Origin of the sequence: Mobilicoccus sp. (assembly GCF_032060985.1) — a bacterium.
Classification (GTDB): Bacteria; Actinomycetota; Actinomycetes; order Actinomycetales; family Dermatophilaceae; genus Mobilicoccus.
In genome coordinates this window covers 60365-78106 of the sequence record NZ_DAMBGD010000010.1, presented here as the reverse complement: position 1 = coordinate 78106, position 17742 = coordinate 60365, and the positions used below count along the sequence as shown (strand labels likewise).

The window sequence follows — 17742 nt, the reverse complement described above, 5'->3', positions numbered from 1 at the left end:
CGCGAGCCGGGGCGCCGACACCGGTCGGGCGCACTCACCGGTCCACACCACCCATCACGGGGTCGATGGAGGCGACGGCGACGACGACGTCGGCGACGTTGCCACCCTCGACGACGGCCGCGACCGCCTGGAGGTTGTGGAACGAGGGGTCCTTGAAGTGGGCCCGGTAGGGGCGGGTCCCGCCGTCGGAGACGACGTGGCACGCGAGCTCACCCTTGGCGGACTCGACCGCCTGGTAGGCCTGGCCCGGCGGGACGCGGAAACCCTCGGTGACGAGCTTGAAGTGGTGGATGAGCGCCTCCATCGAGGTGCCCATGATGTGGCGGATGTGGTCGAGGCTGTTGCCCATGCCGTCGCCGCCGATGGCGAGCTGGGCCGGCCACCCGATCTTGGGGTCGGGGTGCATGACCGGGCCGGAGCCGCTCGCGAGGCGCTCGATGCACTGCTCGACGATGCGCAGCGACTGCCAGATCTCGTTGAACCGCACCCGGAGTCGGCCGTAGGCGTCCGGGGTGTCCCACGTGCAGACGTCGAACTCGTACGTCTCGTACCCGCTGTAGGGGTCGGACTTGCGCAGGTCGTGGGGGAACCCCGTCGCGCGAAGCATGGGACCGGTGATGCCGAGCGCCATGCAGCCGGTGAGGTCGAGGTGCCCCACGTCGACGAGGCGACCCTTGGCGATGGGGTTCTCGAGGACGAGCGCCTCCATCTGCTTGACGCCCTTGCGCAGCAGCGGCAGCTGCTCGTCGAGGAGGTCCTTCCACCCCGCGGGCAGGTCCTGGGCCACACCGCCGGGGCGGATGTAGGCGTTGTTCATGCGCAGACCGGTGACGGCCTCGATGAAGCGGAAGATGCGCTCACGCTGCTGGGCGGCGGTGGTGAACACCGTGGTGGCGCCGAGCTCCATGTTGCCGGTGCCGAGGCAGATGAGGTGGGAGCTCATGCGGGTGAGCTCCATCATGAGCACGCGGATGACCTGGGCACGCTCGGGGATCTCGTCGGTGATGCCGAGGAGCTTCTCGATGCCCATGCAGTAGGCGGCCTCCTGGAACATCGGCGTGAGGTAGTCCATGCGGGTGCAGAACGTCACGCCCTGGGTCCAGGTGCGGTACTCCATGTTCTTCTCGATGCCGGTGTGCAGGTAGCCGATGCCGGCGCGGCCCTCGGTGACGTGCTCGCCGTCGAGTTCGAGGATGAGGCGGAGCACCCCGTGGGTGGAGGGGTGCTGGGGGCCCATGTTGACGACGATGCGTTCGTCGCTGTGCTCGATGGCCTCCGCGGCGATGGCCTCGAAGTCGCCACCGGTCGTCGTGAACGACCGCAGCGCCTCGTCGCTCGCCTGACCGCCCTCGGTGGCCGAGGGCCCCGGGACGGCATGCCCGGAGGTGGTGGCGCCGCCGGAGCGGGAGTGGTCGGTGTGGGTGCTCATCAGTTGTAGGCCCTCCGCTGGTCCGGCGGCGGCACGGTGGCGCCCTTGTACTCCACCGGGATACCGCCGAGGGGGTAGTCCTTGCGCTGGGGGTGTCCCGGCCAGTCGTCGGGCATGAGGATCCGCGTGAGCGCGGGGTGCCCGTCGAAGATGATGCCGAAGAAGTCCCAGGTCTCACGCTCGTGCCAGTTGGCGCCGGGATAGCACTCGACGACCGAGGGGATGTGCGGATCCTCCTCGCTGCAGGCCACCTCGAGCCGCAGACGGCGGCTGCCATGGGTGACCGAGAGCAGGTGGTAGACCGCGTGCAGCTCCTCCCCCTCCATCTGGGGGTAGTGCACTCCGGAGACGCCGGAGAACATCTCGAACCGGAGCGTCGGCTCGTCGCGCAGCGCCCAGCAGACGGCGACGAGGTGCTCGCGAGCGACGTGCATCGTCATCTCGCCGCGGTCGATGACCACCATCGGCACGGCCTTGTCGATGGTCACGCCGCCACGACGGGCGAGAGCCGCCTCGAGCTCGTCGGCGATCTCGTCGAAGTAGGAGCCGTAGGGACGCACCGAGGCGCCGGGGAACAGGGTGCGGGTGACGAGGCCGCCGTAGCCGGTGGTGTCCTGGCCTCGGGTCGCACCGAACATGCCGTGGCGTTCGCCGGCGACGATGGGGTCGGGGTGCGTGCCGGGGGCGGCGGGCAGACCCGCGCCGCCGGTGCCCTGGCTCGGCTCCTGGTCCGCGGCGGAACCCGGGTTCGCGCTCTTGTCGGTCACGCCAGCAGCCCCTTCATCTCGATGAGCGGAGTCTCGGACATCGCGGCCCGCTCCACCTCACGCGCGACGGCCGCGCGGTCGGTGACGTGCGGGGACTTCTGGATCTGCTCGTGGAGCTTGAGGAACGCGTTGACGAGCATCTGCGGTCTCGGTGGACAGCCCGGGAGATAGACGTCGACGGGCACGATGTGGTCCACGCCCTGCACGATCGCGTAGTTGTTGAACATGCCACCGGAGCTCGCGCAGACGCCCATCGAGACGACCCACTTGGGCTCGGGCATCTGGTCGTAGACCTGGCGCACGACCGGGGCCATCTTCTGGCTCACGCGGCCGGCGACGATCATGAGGTCGGCCTGGCGCGGCGTGGCGCAGAAGCGCTCCATGCCGAAGCGGGCGATGTCGGTGTCGGGCGAGACCGTGACCATCATCTCGATCGCGCAGCAGGCCAGACCGAACGTGGCCGGCCAGACCGAGGTCTTGAGGAGGAATCCGGCGAGCTCGTTGATCTTGGCCGTCATCACACCCGAGGGCAGCGCCTCGGGGCTGAAGGCGTGTTCGGCGTTCGTCATGTCAGTCCCAATCCAATCCGCCCCGACGCCACACGTAGGCGTCGGCGATGAAGAACGCGTTGACGAGGAAGAGCGTCATCGCGAGGAGCCCGTAGAGCCCGACCTGGTCGAACATCACCGCGAAGGGCAGCAGGAACAGTGCCTCGATGTCGAAGATGATGAACAGCATGGCCGTGTTGGCGTACTTGACCGGGAAGCGACCACCCTGATCGGCCCGGGGCGAGGGCTGGATGCCGCACTCGTAGGCCATGTTCTTGGCCGCGTTGTAGCGCCTGGGCCCGAGGAGGAGTCCGAGGACGAGCACGGACAGTGCGGCGAAGCCGATCCCACAGGCGAAGAAGATGAGGATCGGCACGTAGGGGCTGGTCATGGCGACGAGCTCCCCTTTCGGTAGGTGGTGCGGCGTTCCTGCTCGGTCTCCCGAATGCACGTCCCGGGCACGCGGACCGGTGACGTCCCCGACAGTCTAGGCAATCTCACGGCCGCTCATGCCGAAGGGGTCAGGCGCGCCAGTGTCGAGATGACCCGATCGTCGATCCCCCCGCCGTGAGGCTCGGCGAGACCGGCCATGATCTTGACGAGGAAGCGCATGAGCGTGCGCCGGGGCAGACCGTATCGCACGGCCAGACGCATGACCTCGGGGTGTCCGATGAGGGAGGCGAACACGGACCCGAGGCGGAAGTAGCCACCCATCTCGTCCTGCACCGCGGACGGGTAACGGGCGAGGACCCGGTCGCGCGCGGCGGCGTCGCCCCGCACGTGGGCCTGCGCGACGAGCTCGGCGGCGAGGCGGGCGGCCTCCATCGCGTGGGCGATGCCCTCGCCGTTGAACGGGCTGATCATGCCGCCGGCGTCCCCGAGCAGGAGGAGCCCGTCGGCGTAGTGGGGCACGCGGCCGAGTGCCATCGGCAGCGCGGCCCCGCGCAGGTCGCCGGCGCGGTGCTCCTCGTCGAAGGTCCATTCCGGCGGGAGGGTCGCGACCCACCGGCGCAGCACGTCCTTGTAGTCGACGGTGCCGAACGCCGGTGAGGTGTCGAGGATCCCGAGCCCGACGTTGCTCGTCCCGTCGCCGAGGGCGAAGATCCAGCCGTACCCGGGCAGGAGGATGCGACCCGCGCCCGGGTCCCGGGGGTCCTTGTCGACCCACAGCTCCATCCACGACTCCATGTAGTCGTCGTCGCTGCGCGGAGTCGTGTAGTACGTGCGCACCCCGACGCCCATCGGGCGGTCCTCGCGGCGCGTGCGCCCCTCGGCGACGGCGAGACGCGCGCTGTTGCCGTCCGCGGCGAGGACGACCGGGGCACGCCACGTGCTCCGCTCCCCCGTCGCGCGACCGCGGCCGTCGACGTGCTTGACCTCGACGCCGCACACGCGTCCCCCCGCGTCGTGCACCGGGCCCGTGACCGACGCGCCCTGGACGAGCGCTGCGCCACGGGACTCCGCGTGCCGGGCGAGGACGTGGTCGAAGCCCGTGCGGGGCATCGCGAGTCCGTACGGGGGGTATTCGGCGACGTCCGGCCAGTCGATCTCGACGAGGTGCCCGCCGCCGATGAGACGCAGCCCCCGGTTGCGGATCCACCCCTCCGACTCCGGGTGTGGCACCCCGAGGCTCACGAGCTCGCGCACCGCGCGCGGGGTGAGACCGTCACCGCAGATCTTGTCCCGTGGGAACGTCGCCTTCTCCAGCAGCGCGACGTCGAGCCCGGCATCGGCGAGGTAGGCCGCCGCGGTGGCACCGGCGGGGCCGGCGCCGACGACGATCGCGTCGGCGGTGTGGGTCTGCACGTCTCTCCGTCTCGTCGTGGTGTCCGTGTCGACTCGTGTCGTCGACTCGTGTCGTTCTCCATCGCCCCGGCCCTCGTCGCTTCGTCGCGGGGGCGAATCGCGACGTCTCGGCCTCGACGGTGCCGGTCAGGCGTACGCGCGATGGATCGCGACGATGCCGCCGAGCAGGTTGCGCCACTCCACGCCCCGCCAGCCGGCACGCCCCATCGTCGTCGCGAGTCCCTCCTGGGCGGGCCAGTCGCGGATGGACTCGGCGAGGTAGACGTAGGACTCCGGGTCCGAGCTCACCGCGCGGGCGATCGCCGGGAGCGACCCCATGAGGTAGCGGGTGTAGACCTCGCGGAACCACGGCTGCACGGGCGCGCTGAACTCGCAGACGACGAGGCGTCCCCCCGGGCGCGTGACGCGGCGGAACTCCCGGAGCGCCGAGGCGTGGTCGCGCACGTTGCGCAGTCCGTAGGACATCGTCACGACGTCGACGGAGTCGTCGGCGAGGGGCAGGGACGTGGCGTCGGCGGCGACGAAGTCGAGCTCGGGGTAGCGGCGTCGGCCCTCGCGGAGCATGCCGAGGGAGAAGTCGGCGGGGATGACGTGGGCGCCCGCCTCGCGGAACGGCACGCTGCTCGTGCCGGTGCCGGCGGCGATGTCGAGGACGACGTCGCCGGGACCGGCCGCGACGGCCTCCGTGACGGTCCTGCGCCAGGAGCGCACGAGACCACCGGTCAGCACGTCGTTCGTGAGGTCGTAGCGGGCGGCGACCGCGTCGAACATCCGGGCGACGTCCGAGGGTTGCTTGTCCAGGCCTGCACGCATCATGTCTCCCATCCTCTCACCCGCCGTGAGGCCCGCAGACCGGCCGCGGAACGGTCCTGCGTCCGTCGGCGTCCGGGCCGCGGTCTCGCGGGGGGCGTGTGATTCTCCGTCGTCGTTCTCCTGGTGCCGGGACGGCGGCACCGACGGCGTCGACCCCGGGTCGACGTGGGTGTGGCCGCCACGGCCTCATCCGTCGGTCTACCGCCGTTCGGCCCCGGCGAGCCGTTCGGCCCCCGCGAGTGCGGTCCGCATGGGCACGAGCTTGGCGTCGGACTCGGCGAGTTCGGAGGACGGGTCCGACCCCGCGACGATCCCGCATCCGGCGAAGAGCCGCATGCGACGCTCGTCGGTGTCGAGCGCGCCGCTGCGCAGGGCGATCCCCCATTCGCCGTCCCCGCGCGCGTCGATCCACCCCACGGGTCCGGCGTAGCGGCCGCGGTCCATGTGCTCGAGTTCGGTGATGACGGCCTCGGCCGCGGGCTTGGGGGTACCGCACACCGCGGCCGAGGGGTGCAGGGCCTGCGCGAGCGAGAGCACCGATCCGCCGTTGGTGAGCCGCCCCGCGACGTCGGTGGCGAGGTGCATGACGTTGGGCAGGTGCAACACGAAGGGCGATTCGGGGGTGTTGACGCTCGTGCAGAACCGGGCGATCACGTCGGCGACGGAGCGCACGGCGTACTCGTGTTCCTCGAGGTCCTTGCTCGAGCGGGCGAGCGACGCGGCGAGGGCGAGGTCGCGGTCGTCGTCGCCGGTGCGCCGGATCGTGCCGGCGAGGATGCGGGAGGTGACGAGGCCGCGTTCGAGGCGGACGAGCATCTCCGGGGTGGCGCCGATCATGCCGTCGACGGCGAACACCCATGTGTTGGCGTAGGACTCGGCGAGGCGCCGCAGGAGGAACCGGGGATCGATCGGGAACTCGGCCTCGGCGAGCAGGTCGCGGGCGAGGACGACCTTGTCGAGGTCGCCGCCGCCGATGCGGCGCACGGCCTCGGCGACGGCGCTCTGGTAGGTCGGGCCCGGAAGCGCCCCGTCGGCGAAGCTCACGACACCGGGGAAGGCCGGGTCCGGCTGGGGGTCGGGCACCTGCGCGTCCGACACCGGGGAGGTCGACCACGACGTCGTCGTGACGAAGCTTCGGCCGTCGCGGCGTCCGAGCACGACCCGGGGCACGACCAACATCGACTCCTCGTGGGAGTCGACCGAATAGGCGAACGTGCCGAACGCGACGGGTCCGGTGCCGACGAGACCGACCTCGTCGTGCACCTCGGCCTCGGCGACGGTGTCGCGCCACCAGACCTCGGCGTCGGAGAACCGGGAGGCGCCACAGGTCGCGATCCCAGCGGCCCGACCCCACCCGACGAGCCCGTCCCCGCCTCGGACCCACGACATCACCTCGCGCCCGGGCACGTCCGCAGGCAGGCGGTGGAGGAGATCGGGGACGTCGCCCACCTCACGCGTTCGCACGACGAGACGAGGGGAAGCAGGCGAGGTCACAACCGAGCACCCTACCCCGCCCCGTGACGCCCCTCCCCACCCTCACCTCCCCACTCCGAGCCCGCGCCCGAGCCCCAGGACCGATGACGTCATGCGCCGAGGGATGGGGCCGCGGGGGTGAGGCGGGTCAGAAGGACGAACCGCCGATCGGGGCCACGCCGGTGGCGAAGGCCCGGGTCATCGCCGCCACCGCGCCGGCGGTGTGCTCGACGAGCCGACCTTGCTCGGCGAGGGCGCGCGCGCCTGTGAGGCCGAGGAACATCTCCCCGAGCAGGCCGACGTCGAGGCTGACGTCGGCGGTCACCTCGAGGTCACCGTCCTGCTCGGCTGCGTCCACGGCGGTCGCGGGCTGGGCGGTCGCGGGCTGGGTGGTCGCGTACTCGGGAGGCCGCACCCCGGCGCGCCCCGCGTCGGAGGGGGCGGAGAGGCGTTCGCACGTCGCCGTGCCGTCCTCACCGACGCGCAGGTGCCAGGTGCCGCAGTTGTGCTCGTCGAGAGGGTCGGTGACGCCGAGGCGCACGTCGAGGGGCGAGGCGTAACCGCGGGCCTCGAGCATCCGCCCGACGTCGACGGGCCGAAGCCACAGGGCGTCCCCGACGCGGAGGCGACGCTCGCGGGGGCCGCCGGCCCAGGCGAGGAGCGGGTCGTCGAGGCCCCGGCCCGGGAGTCGGACCGAGGACATGAGGTCCATGTCGACGAGACGTCGGCCGAGGGCGAGCAGTGCGCCCGCGTCGCTCGCCACGAGCCGGTGGACGGTGACCGTGCCGTCCGCCGCACCGGCCTCCCATCTGCGTGACCGACTGAACACCGCCATCCCGACGTCGCGCCCGTCACGCGTCGCGACGAATGCGCGATACGGCTCCGCGCCCGGGCGCAACGTCGGGACGTCCCGCACGAGCCGGCGCCAGAAACGCGGCGGGCAGACGACGGTCCCGAGCGTCGGTGCGTCGAGCTCGATCCCGCGCAGGCGGGCCGCGACGTCGTCGTCGTCGAGGTCGCGCAGGAGGCGGGTGCCGGTGCCGTCGGCCTCCGCGGCCACGACCGGGGGTGCCGCGAACCGCGTCCCACGGGCGAGCGTGTATTCGACGTCGTGGCTGGCGACGCCGTACCCGAACCTGCCGTAGATCCCCGGCTCCGAGGCGTGCAGCGCGAGCATCGCCTCGCCATGTTCGCGGGCCTGCTCCAGGTGATGCCGGATCATCGCGCTGAGCACCCCGCGACGCCTCACGTCAGGGTGCACGGCGACCCAGGTGAGCCCGTTCATCGGCACGAGGGACGTCCCCCGCGCGGGGGTTCCGGGCACCCGGACCTGCAGGTCGTAGGAGGAGTACACCCCTGCGAGCTCCCCCGGGAGGTCGGGATGCTCGGCGAGGAACGTCCGGCCGTCGTCGAGGCCGGAGGTCGCCTGCTCGGGCGACACCTGGCTCGGATCGCCCACGAACGCGAGCATGTCGAGGTCGAAGACCGACGTCGTGTCGTCGGGAGTGGCGAGGCGCATCGTGATCACGGCCCCAGCCTCGTCAGCCACACGCGCCGCGGCAAATGACTTTCCGCAGGACGAGGGCCCCGGGCGCCGTCGTGCGGTCCCAGTCCGGCAAGGCGCGGCGCGTCAGCGCCGGATCGGCGTGGGGAGCCGGACCTCGACGACGGTGAGACCCCGCGGGACCCGCGACACCTGGGCCGTGAGGGCCTCGGGCGTCTCGGCGCGGACGTGTCGCACGCCGTGGGCGGCGCACAACGGGGCGAGGTCGGTGCCGGTCGAGGTGCGGAACATGCGCTCGAAGACCCCGGGGTGCCTCTCGCGGCGGTCGACCTGCCCGTACTCGAGGTCGCCGAAGATGGCGCCGCCGTCGTCGTTGCCCACGACGATCGTGAGGTCCGGCACCGGCTCTCCGGGGCCGATGAGCAGCCCGTTCGTGTCGTGGAGGAACGTGAGATCACCGAGCAGCGCGTACGTGGGTCGGTCGTCGGCGAGAGCGAGACCCGCCGCGGTGGAGACGCATCCGTCGATGCCCGCGAGGCCCCGGCTCGCGAGGACCTCCGCGCAGTCCCCGCCACGCAGGCCCCGCACGAGGTCGACGTGTCGCACTCCGTTGCTCGACCCGAGGAACAGCCGAGATCGCTCGGGGAGCGCGGTGAGCATCGCGTCCGCCAGCGCAGGCCCGCTCGGCCACGCGAGGCTCTCTTCGTGGATGGGCGCGGCGGGCGCAGGGGGGCCGTCCGCGGCGGTGCCGACCACGTTGACACCGCCCCCGTCGGTGCCGAGCGCGTGGGTCTCGCCGACATCGGGGCGGCCTGCGCGAGGGCTGCCCACGAGAGCGGCGTCCGCGTCGGTGCCGGATGCGTGGGTGCTGCCCGCGGAGGTGCCGCCCGTGCGGGGGTCGTCGAGTCGAGCCCGCAGGGACGCCGACTCCTCCGCCGAGGCGGTCACCCAGGCGCGCCGAAACGCCTCGTCCACCGGCTCTGCGGTCGTGCGGCCCCTCGGGGCGACGTGGGCGAGTCCATGGACGGCGGGCGCCGTGGGCTCGTCGAACGCTCCGGCGGCTGACGGCGCTCCCCGCTCCGTCGGGTCGGCGACGCCCTCGGCGGTCGGCGGCTGTCGAAGTGCACCGGGGTCGTGGACCGCGTGGACGACGTGACCGGGATCGGGCCACCGGGTGTCGGCGGTGACCAGGTCGACCCGGACCCCCTCGATCCGGAGGAGGCGGGCAAGGCTGCGCGACAACGTGAGTCGACCGACGACGACGATCCTCGCCGGCCGCAGCGCGTCATCCTCCGCGACACGGGCGGCGAGGCGCACCCCGTGAGGGAGGCGTCCGCCCTGCGCCGCTCCGCCGGTGGCTTCGAGCCGGACGCCGTGCGCGCCGCGCGCACGCTCCGCCACCGACGGGCCCGACGGCCCGAACGGCTCGCCGATCACCGGATGCCCCGCGCGGGCCGCCCACGCCATCGCGTCGTCGACCAGATACCGCGGGGCGTCCCCGAGCACGACGAGGGTCCGGGGTTCCGGCCGCAGCGGCGGCGATCCCCACGACGGCGCACGGGGGTCGGTCCGGGTCCAGGGGCCGCCGTCGGCACGACCGTCGAGCGACTCCGGCCACGCACCTCCCGGACGCCCCCGCTCCGCCTCGCCCGGCACCCCGGAGACGACGACCTCCCCGACGACCGGCGGGTCGGCAGATGAATCGCCTCCGGCCGCACCTTCCGCCTCACCGGCGGTGGCGGTGGTGGTGCGCGCAGCGTCGTCGTCGGCTCGGGTCCCCCGATCCTCCCGGCGTGCGACGTCGCCGACGAGTGTGCCGCCGGCGGCGTCGGGGACGAGGGGGTCACGGAGCGGCACGTTGAGGTGCACGGGGCCGGCGTCGCCGCCGAGGGCACCGGTCGCCGCCGCCACCGCCCGATCGACGGCGGTGCGCCATGCGGCCTGCGCCCCGACCCGCGCCTCGGGCACGCCGAGGTCGTGCGACCACCGCGTGAACCGGAAGAAGAACCCGATCTGGTCGGTGGTCTGGTTGGCGCGGGTGCCGCGGAGCTCCGGCGGCCGGTCGGCGGTGAGCAGGAGCATCGGCACGCCGGCCTCGTGCGCCTCGAGCACCGCCGGCATGAGGTTCGCGACGGCCGTTCCCGACGTGGTCACCACCGGCGCGGGCATCCCGGTCCCCTTGGCCAGACCGAGGGCGAGGAATGCGGCCGAACGCTCGTCCACACGGACGTGCACGCGGACCCGCCCGGCGGTCTCCGCGTCGTGCAGCGCGTACGCGAGTGGCGCCGACCGCGACCCCGGCGCGAGGACGACCTCACGGACGCCGAGACGGACGAGTTCGTCGACGACGACACCGGCGAGCGCCTGCTGGGGGTTCATCCCCCGATTCTGACAACACGGGCGCCGCGGGGCGCCACCGACGCCGACGAGAGACGGCCGGATGTCCGCCGATCGTCGCCGGTGCCGGTCACCGTCGCCATGGTCGGCGGAGGCGCAGATCGACGTCGCGGCGGTCATCGACGCGGCAGGTCGTCGTGGGTCGTCGCCGATGCGGTGGTTGCCGGCACAGGGCCTCCACCGGGGGCGCGACGTGGCCCGGCGCCCTAGGATCGAGGCGCAGGGATCGCATCATCCGCCTCGGACGAGGCACACACCCACGGCCGAAGGCCGCGAGCGAGGGAGCAGCGATGACCGGCGTACGCGAGGACAGACCGCAGGCCTACGACGTGGTCGTGGTCGGCGGCGGCAACGCGGGCATCTCCCTGGCGGCCTTCCTGCGGAGCCAGGACGCGCGGCGCACCATCGCGGTCGTCGCGCCCGAGGACACCCACGTGTACCGCCCGCTCCTGTCCTACGTCGGTGCGGGCATGGCGCACCCCGACCGCCCGACCCGCCCGCAGTCCTCACTCATCCCCCGAGGCTGCGACTGGATCCGCGATGCGGTGACCCGCGTCGTCCCCCGTGCCTCCGGGACCACCGGCGCCGCCGCCACCCCCGCCGATGCCGCCTCCGACCCCCGCACCCGGGTGGACGCGGACCCGGACCACCACACGGTCGTCACGGCCGGAGGCGAGGTCATCGGCGCCGTCGACCTCGTGCTGTGTCCGGGCACCGTCGTCGACTGGGACGCGATCCCGGGCTCCCGGGAGGCCTGCCGTTCGGCCTACGGCTCGACGAACTACACCGCCGAGCTGGCGCCGCACACCTGGGCCGTGCTGCGGGACCTTCGCCGCGGTCGGGCGCTGTTCCTCGTCTCCAACCGCAACACCCCGTGCCCGGGCGTCGGTCTCAAGCCGTTGTTCCTCGCGGCCGACCACTGGCGGCGCACCGGATGCCTCGACGACATCGACATCACGCTCGTCCTCGAGGACGCGCAGCCGTTCGGTCTCGACCGCGCCGACGACCGCCTCCGCGACGAACTCCGTCGGCTCGGCGTGCGGCTGCACACGTCGGCGCGCATCGAGAGCATCGACCCCGACGACCGCCTCGCGCGTATCGCCGTCGCGGGCGGCGGCCACCTCGACCTGCCCTACGACGCGATGCACCTGGCGCCTCCGCACCGGGGCCACGCCTGGCTCGTCGAGTCCGGTCTCACCGACCCCGACACGACGCTCGTCGCCAACGACCCCAGCACGCTGGAGCACCGCGACCACCCCGGCCTGTGGGCACTCGGCGACGCCGCGACGCTCGAGACCCCGAGTTCCGGCGGTGGTCTGCGGCCGCAGGTGCCGGTGCTCGCCCACAACATCTTCGCGCGTCGTTCCGGCGCGACCTTCCTCCACTACGACGGATACACGGTCGCACCGATCCCCCTCGACCGCCGACGCCTGATGCTCGCCGAGCGCCTGCGCGACGGCCACGAGTACCGCACGTTCTCGGCGTTCTCCCTCGCCAGGCCGCTGAGGGCGCTGATGTTCTTCGATCTCGTCGTCCAGCCGCCGGTCTACTGGTACCGCCTGCTGCGGGGCAAGGGCCTCGACCCGCACGAGGACACCGAGCCCGCCGGTCGCAGCCTCTGATCACGAGATATGAGGTCGCCACCGCGCCTCCGGGGCAGCGGCGAGCGCCATGACCGGGGTTTCGGGTCCGGTCGGCGAAGCGCGTCGGTGCCGCGAGGTGCGGTGTCCCGCACCGTCGACGCTCACGGGCTCGCGCTCGCGTCGTCGACGTGGCGCTCGGCCCGGCTTCAGGTGGCGAGCGGAGTCGGACGCGAGGTGGCGGCGCGGACCGCGAGTTCGAACGCCTCTGGACGGTCGTATCCCGCGGCGAGGGCGGCGGCGAGGGCCCCGGCGAAGCGGTGCGGAGCGTCCGAGTCGATCATGGCCGGCACGTCCGCCGGCGGTTCGTGGCGCAGCTCGTCCCACCACGACCCGAACGGTGCGTGGACGGCGAGCGAGGCGGGCGACGCGGTCGCATCGGCGATGGCACCGGCGCCGGCGGCGTCGACGACGGCGACGTCCGCGAGGGCGGCGACGTCCGCGAGCGCCTCGGACAGCATCGGGTGCAGGTCGAGGACGACCTGGACGTCGGCGTCGTAGGCGGCGCGCACGAGCTCGGGGCAGTGCACGAGCGTGGGCGCGTCGGCGAGGAGCACATCACCGGGGTGGCAACGCGCGAGTTCTTCCAGGGCCATGGCCCGATCCACGGTCCCCGTGCGGGGAAGGACGAGCACCTCCTCGACCTCGCCGGTGCCGGGGTCGAGGACGAGATACTCCCCCGTGGCGCCCGAATCGGTCAGTCGGGCGCGAACCCCCTCCGCGGCCAGCATCTGCGCCGCCCCTCGCCCGACGCCGTCGTCGCCGACGTTCGCGACGAGGACGACCTCGACCCCCGTCCGTCCCGCCGTCGCGGCGGCGGCGAGCGCGGCGAGCGCCCCGGCGCCCGCGAGATCGCCCGGTTCCTCGGTCGCCACCCGCAGCGCGGCGGCGATCGAGGTGAGCAGGTGCCGCCGATGGAGCACGGCCCCGGCGACGATCAGGCGGGGATCAGCCACAACCGGATCCGATCCGCCAGTGCCCCACGGTGACGGGCAGCTTCCCCCTCGCCGTCGTGCGCCCGGTGAGGACGTCGAGCAGACCGTCGAAGGTCACGGGCGTGCGTCCGTACGTTGCGAGGCGGGCCTTGGCCCTGCCCCGGGTGAGACCGTACGGCGCGTCGAGGGCGACGAGGACGTCCCCGGATCCCGTGGTCGCCCCCGACTGCTTGCCCGTGCCCACCTGGTAGGCCCCTCCCCCGAGCAGCACGACGCGGGTGGCCCCCGCTCCGCCGATGCGCAGTCCCCGGGCCCTGGCCGCGCGGGTGAACCGGTCACGGTCTGTCGGAGTGCCTCCGCTGACCGCCACGGCCCGACCCACGAGTCGACTGCCGCACGTGCCGGCGACCTGGGTGATCGACGCCGCGGCGACGCGCCGCGCGACGACCTGGTTCGCCCCGGGAGCCGCCGGACGCACCGTGCCGCCACGGGTACGGAGCGCGACGACCATCCGCATCGCCGACTGCTCGAGCCGGGCCCGCGAGAGGCGTCCGCTACGCACGGCCTTCTCCACCGCGCTGACGGCGGCCTGCGGGTCCGGCGGCATGAGCGCGACGTCGGCACCGGCCTCGAAGGCACGGACGGTCTCCTCGCCTCGGGCGAGGCCCGCGGAGGCGGCGTTCATCCCGAGCGAGTCGGTGACGACGAGACCCGAGAAACCCATGTCCCTGCGGAGCAGGTCGGTGGTGACGGGCCTGGACTGCGATGCGGGCCGTCTGCGGTCGAACGCGGTGGCGATGACGTGGGAGGTCATGACGGCCGGCGCCCCCGCCTTGACGAGATCGCGGAACGGGCGCAGGTCCCGCTTCTCCAACGCCGCCCGCGACGAGGTGAGGACCGCCGTGGAGTGGTGGGTGTCGGCGGTGACGCCGCCGTGGCCGGGGAAGTGCTTGACGACGGGCACGATCCCGGCGCTGCGGTACCCGGCCACGTAGGCCTGCGAGACACGCGAGACCCGCGCAGGGTCGGAGCTCGGCGACCGGACGGCGATCGTCCGGTCGGCAGGCATCGTCACGTCGGCGACCGGCGCCATGACGACGGTGAACCCCAGCCCGGTGAGCTCCGCGCCGGAGGCACGCCCCACCTGCGTCGCGAGGCCCGGGTCCGTCGCGGCACCGAGCGCCATGGCCGCGGGGAACTCGGTGAGCGGCGCGTCGATGCGGGTGACGGGGCCGCCCTCCTGGTCGATCGAGATGAACGCGGGCCACGACCGCCCGCTGGCACGCATCGCTGCGGCATACCGCTTGTTGGCCGCCTTGGCGCTCGCGGCGGCCTTCGTCCCGGGGGCGAGCGAGGACCGCATGACGATGACACCGCCGTACCCGGCCGCCACCCCGCGGGAGCCCGCCTCCACCGACCCGAAGTTGGGGACCACGAGCTGCTGCGCGAGCCTTCGGGTACTCATGTTCCCGATCTCCCGACGCGTCTGGGTGCGCCACGACGGGGTCGTCGCCGCGTGCGGCGAACCGGCGGTGAGCGTTCCCGCGGTGACGGCATGAGTCCCGGAGGCAAGGGGGGCGTTGCCGAGGGCGACATCCCGGGCAGGCCGGCGCGCCGCCGGGCCGCTCTCGCCGGCGGCGCCGTTCTCGGTCCGCGCCGTCGTCGCGCCGACGCCGTCCTGCGGGTCGGTGCCGTCGGGGTTCGCGCCGCGGGCCGCCCGGGCCGAGGAGGCGATCGAGCCCGGCTCCGCGGGGATGGCGCACCCGGTCAGCGCGACGGTGCAGGCCGCGGCGAGCGCGAGGGCCCTTCCCGGGCGGGACCGTCCGCGCGGCCCGGCCTCGCTGACGGTCGAGGACGGCACCGAGACCCGGACGGTCTCGGGGGGCCGCCTCGTTCCGGTGTTCGTGTCCATGCCCGTGGACCCCCACTCCTGCGTGCCCTGCATCTCGTTCCCCATCCTCGTCCCCCTCGCGCGGTGGTGGCCTCGAGGCCCGACCCGATCACCGTAGGGCAGGCCACCCCGTGGGCACACCCCCACATCCATGGGTGTCGGCGGTCTGCCCGAGCAGGAGGGGCCCGTCTCAGGCCACGTCGGCCACGTGGACGAGTTCGATCGGCATGGAGGAATCGGTGGGCAGGTCCAGCGGCGAGGGGGCGGCGCCGGCCATGGCGAGCTGGGCGCCGAGCGCGGCGACCATGGCCCCGTTGTCGGTGCACAGACCCGGCCGCGGTACCCGCATCGTGATTCCCGCTGCGGCACAGCGCTCCTCGGCGAGCGCCCGCAGCCGCTTGTTCGCGGCGACCCCGCCACCGATGAGGAGGTGCGTCGCGCCGTGCTCCGCGCACGCCAGCACGGCCTTGCGGGTGAGGACGTCGACGACGGCCTCCTGGAAACTCGCGGCGACGTCGGCGACGGGCACGTCCTGCCCCGCGGCGCGCCGGGTCTCGACCCACCGGGCGACGGCCGTCTTGAGCCCCGAGAACGAGAAGTCGTAGCGATGGCGCTGCATGTCACGTCCGGAGGTGAGCCCGCGCGGGAAGGCGATCGCGGTGGGATCGCCCTCGGCCGCGAGGCGGTCGATGTGCGGCCCTCCGGGGTAGGGCAGGTCGAGAAGCCGCGCGACCTTGTCGTACGCCTCGCCGGCCGCATCGTCGATGGTCTGGCCGAGGGAGACGACGTCGTTGCCGATATCGCGTACGAGCAGGAGGTTCGTGTGCCCACCGGAAACGAGGAGGGCGACCATCGGGGTGGGCAGGGTGCCGTGCTCGAGCACGTCCACACCGACGTGGGCGACGAGGTGGTTGATGCCGTAGAGCGGCTTGTCGAGCGCGAACGCGAGGGCCTTCGCGGAGGCGACGCCGACGAGCAGCGCCCCCGCGAGACCCGGGCCGCTCGTCACGGCGATCGCATCGAGGTCGGTGAGGGACACCCCCGCCTGATCGCACGCCTCGTCGATCATCGGCACCATCGCCTCGAGGTGGGCTCGGGAGGCGATCTCCGGGATCACCCCGCCGAACCTCGCGTGCTCCTCCAGGCTGCTCGCGACCGCGTTGCCGAGCAGCTCCTGCCCGCGGACGATCGCGACGCCGGTCTCGTCGCAGGAGGACTCGATGCCGAGGACGAGCGGGGCCGTGGGCGTGGGAGAGGTGGTCATGACACTCCTTCGAGGGTGAGACGCATGACGTGCGCGTCGACGTCTCCGGGGTAGTAGCGGCGCCGGGTGGTCAGCGTGGTGAACCCGGCGGCGGCGTAGAGGGCGAGGGCGGGCGCGTTGTCGGCCCGGACCTCGAGCAGGAGGTGGTGCTCGCCGCGGGCGCGGGTTCGCTCGACGAGGACGTCGAGCAGCAGTCGCCCGAGGCCGCGCCGCCGCCCTTCGGGCGCGATCGTGATCGTCATGACGTCGGCGGTGTCACCGGAATGGTCGAGCCCGGCATACCCGAGGATCGTCTCGCCCCCCACGCCCACGCTCGCGACGGCGTCGAGGGCACGCCCCTGCGAGGACGGGCGCGCCTGCGCGCCGCCCACGAGCACGAGGTACTCGCGCCGTGGTCGGCCGGCGAGCTCGGCCCACCAGGACTGCTCGCTCCACGCGTCGTCGGCGAACGCCTCCCGTTCCAGTGCCGCGAGGGCCGGGATGTCGGTCCACGCCATCTCCCGCAGGCGCGCTCCGCGGGCCGCGAACTCCTCGACGAGACGCGGGGAGACCAGCGGCGGCACGTCGAGCGACGGGGTGCGAACGGCGGTCATCGCCGCAGCACCGACTTGACGGTCGCCGACGGCACCGCATCCGGACGACGCAGGTAGAGCGGCTCGGCGGGCAGGAGCTCGTGTCCCGCAGCAAGGCGGCGGCGCGCGAGGTCGGCGAGGTCGGCGGCGTCGACGTCGAGCGCGTCCTCGCACACGACGACCCGGGTGGGCAGGGCGTCGGCGTAGAGCAGGCCCCCACGCCCGACGTTGGGGAGAGCGCGGACGTCTGCGGGCAGCTCGGCGGCCGGTCCGACCTGCGGATCGTCGTGGGCGTGGATGCCCTCGGCGTCGAGGTCGTAGACGCCCCAGTAGACCTCCTTGCGGCGCGCGTCGGTGGCGACGAGGATGCGCTCGCGGACACCGGAGGTCCACGCGCGGTGGGCGAGGGCGTCGAGCCCGCTCAGCCCCGCCGCGGTGAGCCCGACCACGTGGGCGAGCGTGCGCGCGGTGACGATGCCGACCCGCAGCCCGGTGAACGGCCCCGGCCCCACCCCCGTGACGACATGGGTGAGCTCTGCAGGACGCCGACCGGCCGTCGCGAACACCTCACGGATGCCCGGCGCGAGGATCTCGCCGTGGGCCTGCGGATCCACGACGTGCGAGGACGCGAGTTGTCCCCGCTCGTCCCAGAGGGCGACGGAGACGGCGGAGGTGGAGGTGTCGAGGGCGAGCAGCAGCACCC

At 73.3% G+C, this 17742-nt stretch carries 15 protein-coding genes; 1 reads left to right on the top strand and 14 read right to left on the bottom strand.

Going from position 1 to position 17742, the window contains the following annotated elements:
- Positions 1 to 34 precede the first annotated feature (34 nt).
- From RT054_RS09570 to menD, 9 genes are all read right to left on the bottom strand, one after another.
- Positions 35 to 1429, bottom strand: a complete 1395-nt coding sequence (locus RT054_RS09570; RefSeq protein ID WP_313023310.1) for an NADH-quinone oxidoreductase subunit D — start codon at positions 1427 to 1429, stop codon at positions 35 to 37.
- Positions 1429 to 2196 (bottom strand): NADH-quinone oxidoreductase subunit C, encoded by a 768-nt coding sequence (locus RT054_RS09565; protein ID WP_396837256.1) that lies wholly within the window; start codon positions 2194 to 2196, stop codon positions 1429 to 1431. Before RT054_RS09565 ends, RT054_RS09570 begins: the two co-directional genes overlap by 1 nt.
- The gene (locus RT054_RS09560) at positions 2193 to 2765 is read right to left on the bottom strand and encodes an NADH-quinone oxidoreductase subunit B family protein (protein ID WP_313023309.1); all 573 of its coding nucleotides are present in this window, start codon (positions 2763 to 2765) and stop codon (positions 2193 to 2195) included. Before RT054_RS09560 ends, RT054_RS09565 begins: the two co-directional genes overlap by 4 nt.
- 1 nt (position 2766) lies before the next feature.
- Positions 2767 to 3135 (bottom strand): NADH-quinone oxidoreductase subunit A, encoded by a 369-nt coding sequence (locus tag RT054_RS09555; protein ID WP_312719312.1) that lies wholly within the window; start codon positions 3133 to 3135, stop codon positions 2767 to 2769.
- Between the two features lie 116 nt (positions 3136 to 3251).
- Positions 3252 to 4550, bottom strand: coding sequence for a geranylgeranyl reductase family protein (locus tag RT054_RS09550; RefSeq protein WP_313023308.1), 1299 nt, complete (start codon positions 4548 to 4550; stop codon positions 3252 to 3254).
- Positions 4551 to 4676: 126 nt separating this feature from the next.
- Positions 4677 to 5366 carry a demethylmenaquinone methyltransferase gene (locus RT054_RS09545; RefSeq protein ID WP_313023307.1) on the bottom strand — a complete coding sequence of 230 codons (690 nt, stop codon included), beginning with the start codon at positions 5364 to 5366 and terminating at the stop codon, positions 4677 to 4679.
- Between the two features lie 195 nt (positions 5367 to 5561).
- Positions 5562 to 6827, bottom strand: coding sequence for an isochorismate synthase (locus tag RT054_RS09540; RefSeq protein ID WP_313023306.1), 1266 nt, complete (start codon positions 6825 to 6827; stop codon positions 5562 to 5564).
- A gap of 157 nt (positions 6828 to 6984) precedes the next feature.
- On the bottom strand, positions 6985 to 8355 hold the full coding sequence (locus tag RT054_RS09535; RefSeq protein WP_313023354.1) for a GNAT family N-acetyltransferase: 1371 nt from the start codon (positions 8353 to 8355) through the stop codon (positions 6985 to 6987).
- Between the two features lie 111 nt (positions 8356 to 8466).
- Complete coding sequence (gene menD, locus RT054_RS09530; protein ID WP_313023305.1) at positions 8467 to 10719, bottom strand: 2-succinyl-5-enolpyruvyl-6-hydroxy-3-cyclohexene-1-carboxylic-acid synthase; 2253 nt, start codon at positions 10717 to 10719, stop codon at positions 8467 to 8469.
- 308 nt (positions 10720 to 11027) lie between these two features.
- On the opposite strand from menD, the gene RT054_RS09525 reads away from it, so the two are divergent.
- Positions 11028 to 12359: an FAD/NAD(P)-binding oxidoreductase gene (locus tag RT054_RS09525; RefSeq protein WP_313023304.1), complete on the top strand. Its 1332-nt coding sequence runs from the start codon at positions 11028 to 11030 to the stop codon at positions 12357 to 12359.
- 167 nt (positions 12360 to 12526) lie between these two features.
- Here RT054_RS09525 and RT054_RS09520 read toward each other — a convergent pair whose 3' ends face one another.
- The 5 genes from RT054_RS09520 to tsaB all read right to left on the bottom strand — a co-directional run bounded on the left by RT054_RS09520 (position 12527) and on the right by tsaB (position 17740).
- Positions 12527 to 13333, bottom strand: a complete 807-nt coding sequence (locus RT054_RS09520; protein WP_313023303.1) for a hypothetical protein — start codon at positions 13331 to 13333, stop codon at positions 12527 to 12529.
- Positions 13326 to 15257: a glycoside hydrolase family 3 N-terminal domain-containing protein gene (locus RT054_RS09515; RefSeq protein WP_313023300.1), complete on the bottom strand. Its 1932-nt coding sequence runs from the start codon at positions 15255 to 15257 to the stop codon at positions 13326 to 13328. The genes RT054_RS09520 and RT054_RS09515 overlap by 8 nt, the downstream gene beginning before the upstream one ends.
- Before the next feature lie 136 nt (positions 15258 to 15393).
- The gene (gene tsaD, locus RT054_RS09510) at positions 15394 to 16467 is read right to left on the bottom strand and encodes a tRNA (adenosine(37)-N6)-threonylcarbamoyltransferase complex transferase subunit TsaD (protein WP_312719295.1); all 1074 of its coding nucleotides are present in this window, start codon (positions 16465 to 16467) and stop codon (positions 15394 to 15396) included.
- The gene (locus RT054_RS09505; RefSeq protein ID WP_313023298.1) at positions 16464 to 17060 is read right to left on the bottom strand and encodes a GNAT family N-acetyltransferase; all 597 of its coding nucleotides are present in this window, start codon (positions 17058 to 17060) and stop codon (positions 16464 to 16466) included. The genes tsaD and RT054_RS09505 overlap by 4 nt, the downstream gene beginning before the upstream one ends.
- Positions 17057 to 17740: a tRNA (adenosine(37)-N6)-threonylcarbamoyltransferase complex dimerization subunit type 1 TsaB gene (tsaB, locus tag RT054_RS09500; protein WP_313023296.1), complete on the bottom strand. Its 684-nt coding sequence runs from the start codon at positions 17738 to 17740 to the stop codon at positions 17057 to 17059. The genes RT054_RS09505 and tsaB overlap by 4 nt, the downstream gene beginning before the upstream one ends.
- Between the last annotated feature and the right edge of the window lie 2 nt (positions 17741 to 17742).

What these genes read in the sequence shown, in the direction of transcription:
- RT054_RS09525 (WP_313023304.1), top strand. Translation starts at nt 11,028, where the DNA reads ATGACCGGCGTACGCGAGGACAGACCGCAGGCCTACGACGTGGTCGTG.
- RT054_RS09555 (WP_312719312.1), bottom strand. Translation starts at nt 3,135, where the DNA reads ATGACCAGCCCCTACGTGCCGATCCTCATCTTCTTCGCCTGTGGGATC.
- RT054_RS09570 (WP_313023310.1), bottom strand. Translation starts at nt 1,429, where the DNA reads ATGAGCACCCACACCGACCACTCCCGCTCCGGCGGCGCCACCACCTCC.
- menD (WP_313023305.1), bottom strand. Translation starts at nt 10,719, where the DNA reads ATGAACCCCCAGCAGGCGCTCGCCGGTGTCGTCGTCGACGAACTCGTC.
- RT054_RS09515 (WP_313023300.1), bottom strand. Translation starts at nt 15,257, where the DNA reads ATGCAGGGCACGCAGGAGTGGGGGTCCACGGGCATGGACACGAACACC.
- RT054_RS09560 (WP_313023309.1), bottom strand. Translation starts at nt 2,765, where the DNA reads ATGACGAACGCCGAACACGCCTTCAGCCCCGAGGCGCTGCCCTCGGGT.
- RT054_RS09545 (WP_313023307.1), bottom strand. Translation starts at nt 5,366, where the DNA reads ATGATGCGTGCAGGCCTGGACAAGCAACCCTCGGACGTCGCCCGGATG.
- RT054_RS09535 (WP_313023354.1), bottom strand. Translation starts at nt 8,355, where the DNA reads ATGCGCCTCGCCACTCCCGACGACACGACGTCGGTCTTCGACCTCGAC.
- RT054_RS09505 (WP_313023298.1), bottom strand. Translation starts at nt 17,060, where the DNA reads ATGACCGCCGTTCGCACCCCGTCGCTCGACGTGCCGCCGCTGGTCTCC.
- tsaD (WP_312719295.1), bottom strand. Translation starts at nt 16,467, where the DNA reads ATGACCACCTCTCCCACGCCCACGGCCCCGCTCGTCCTCGGCATCGAG.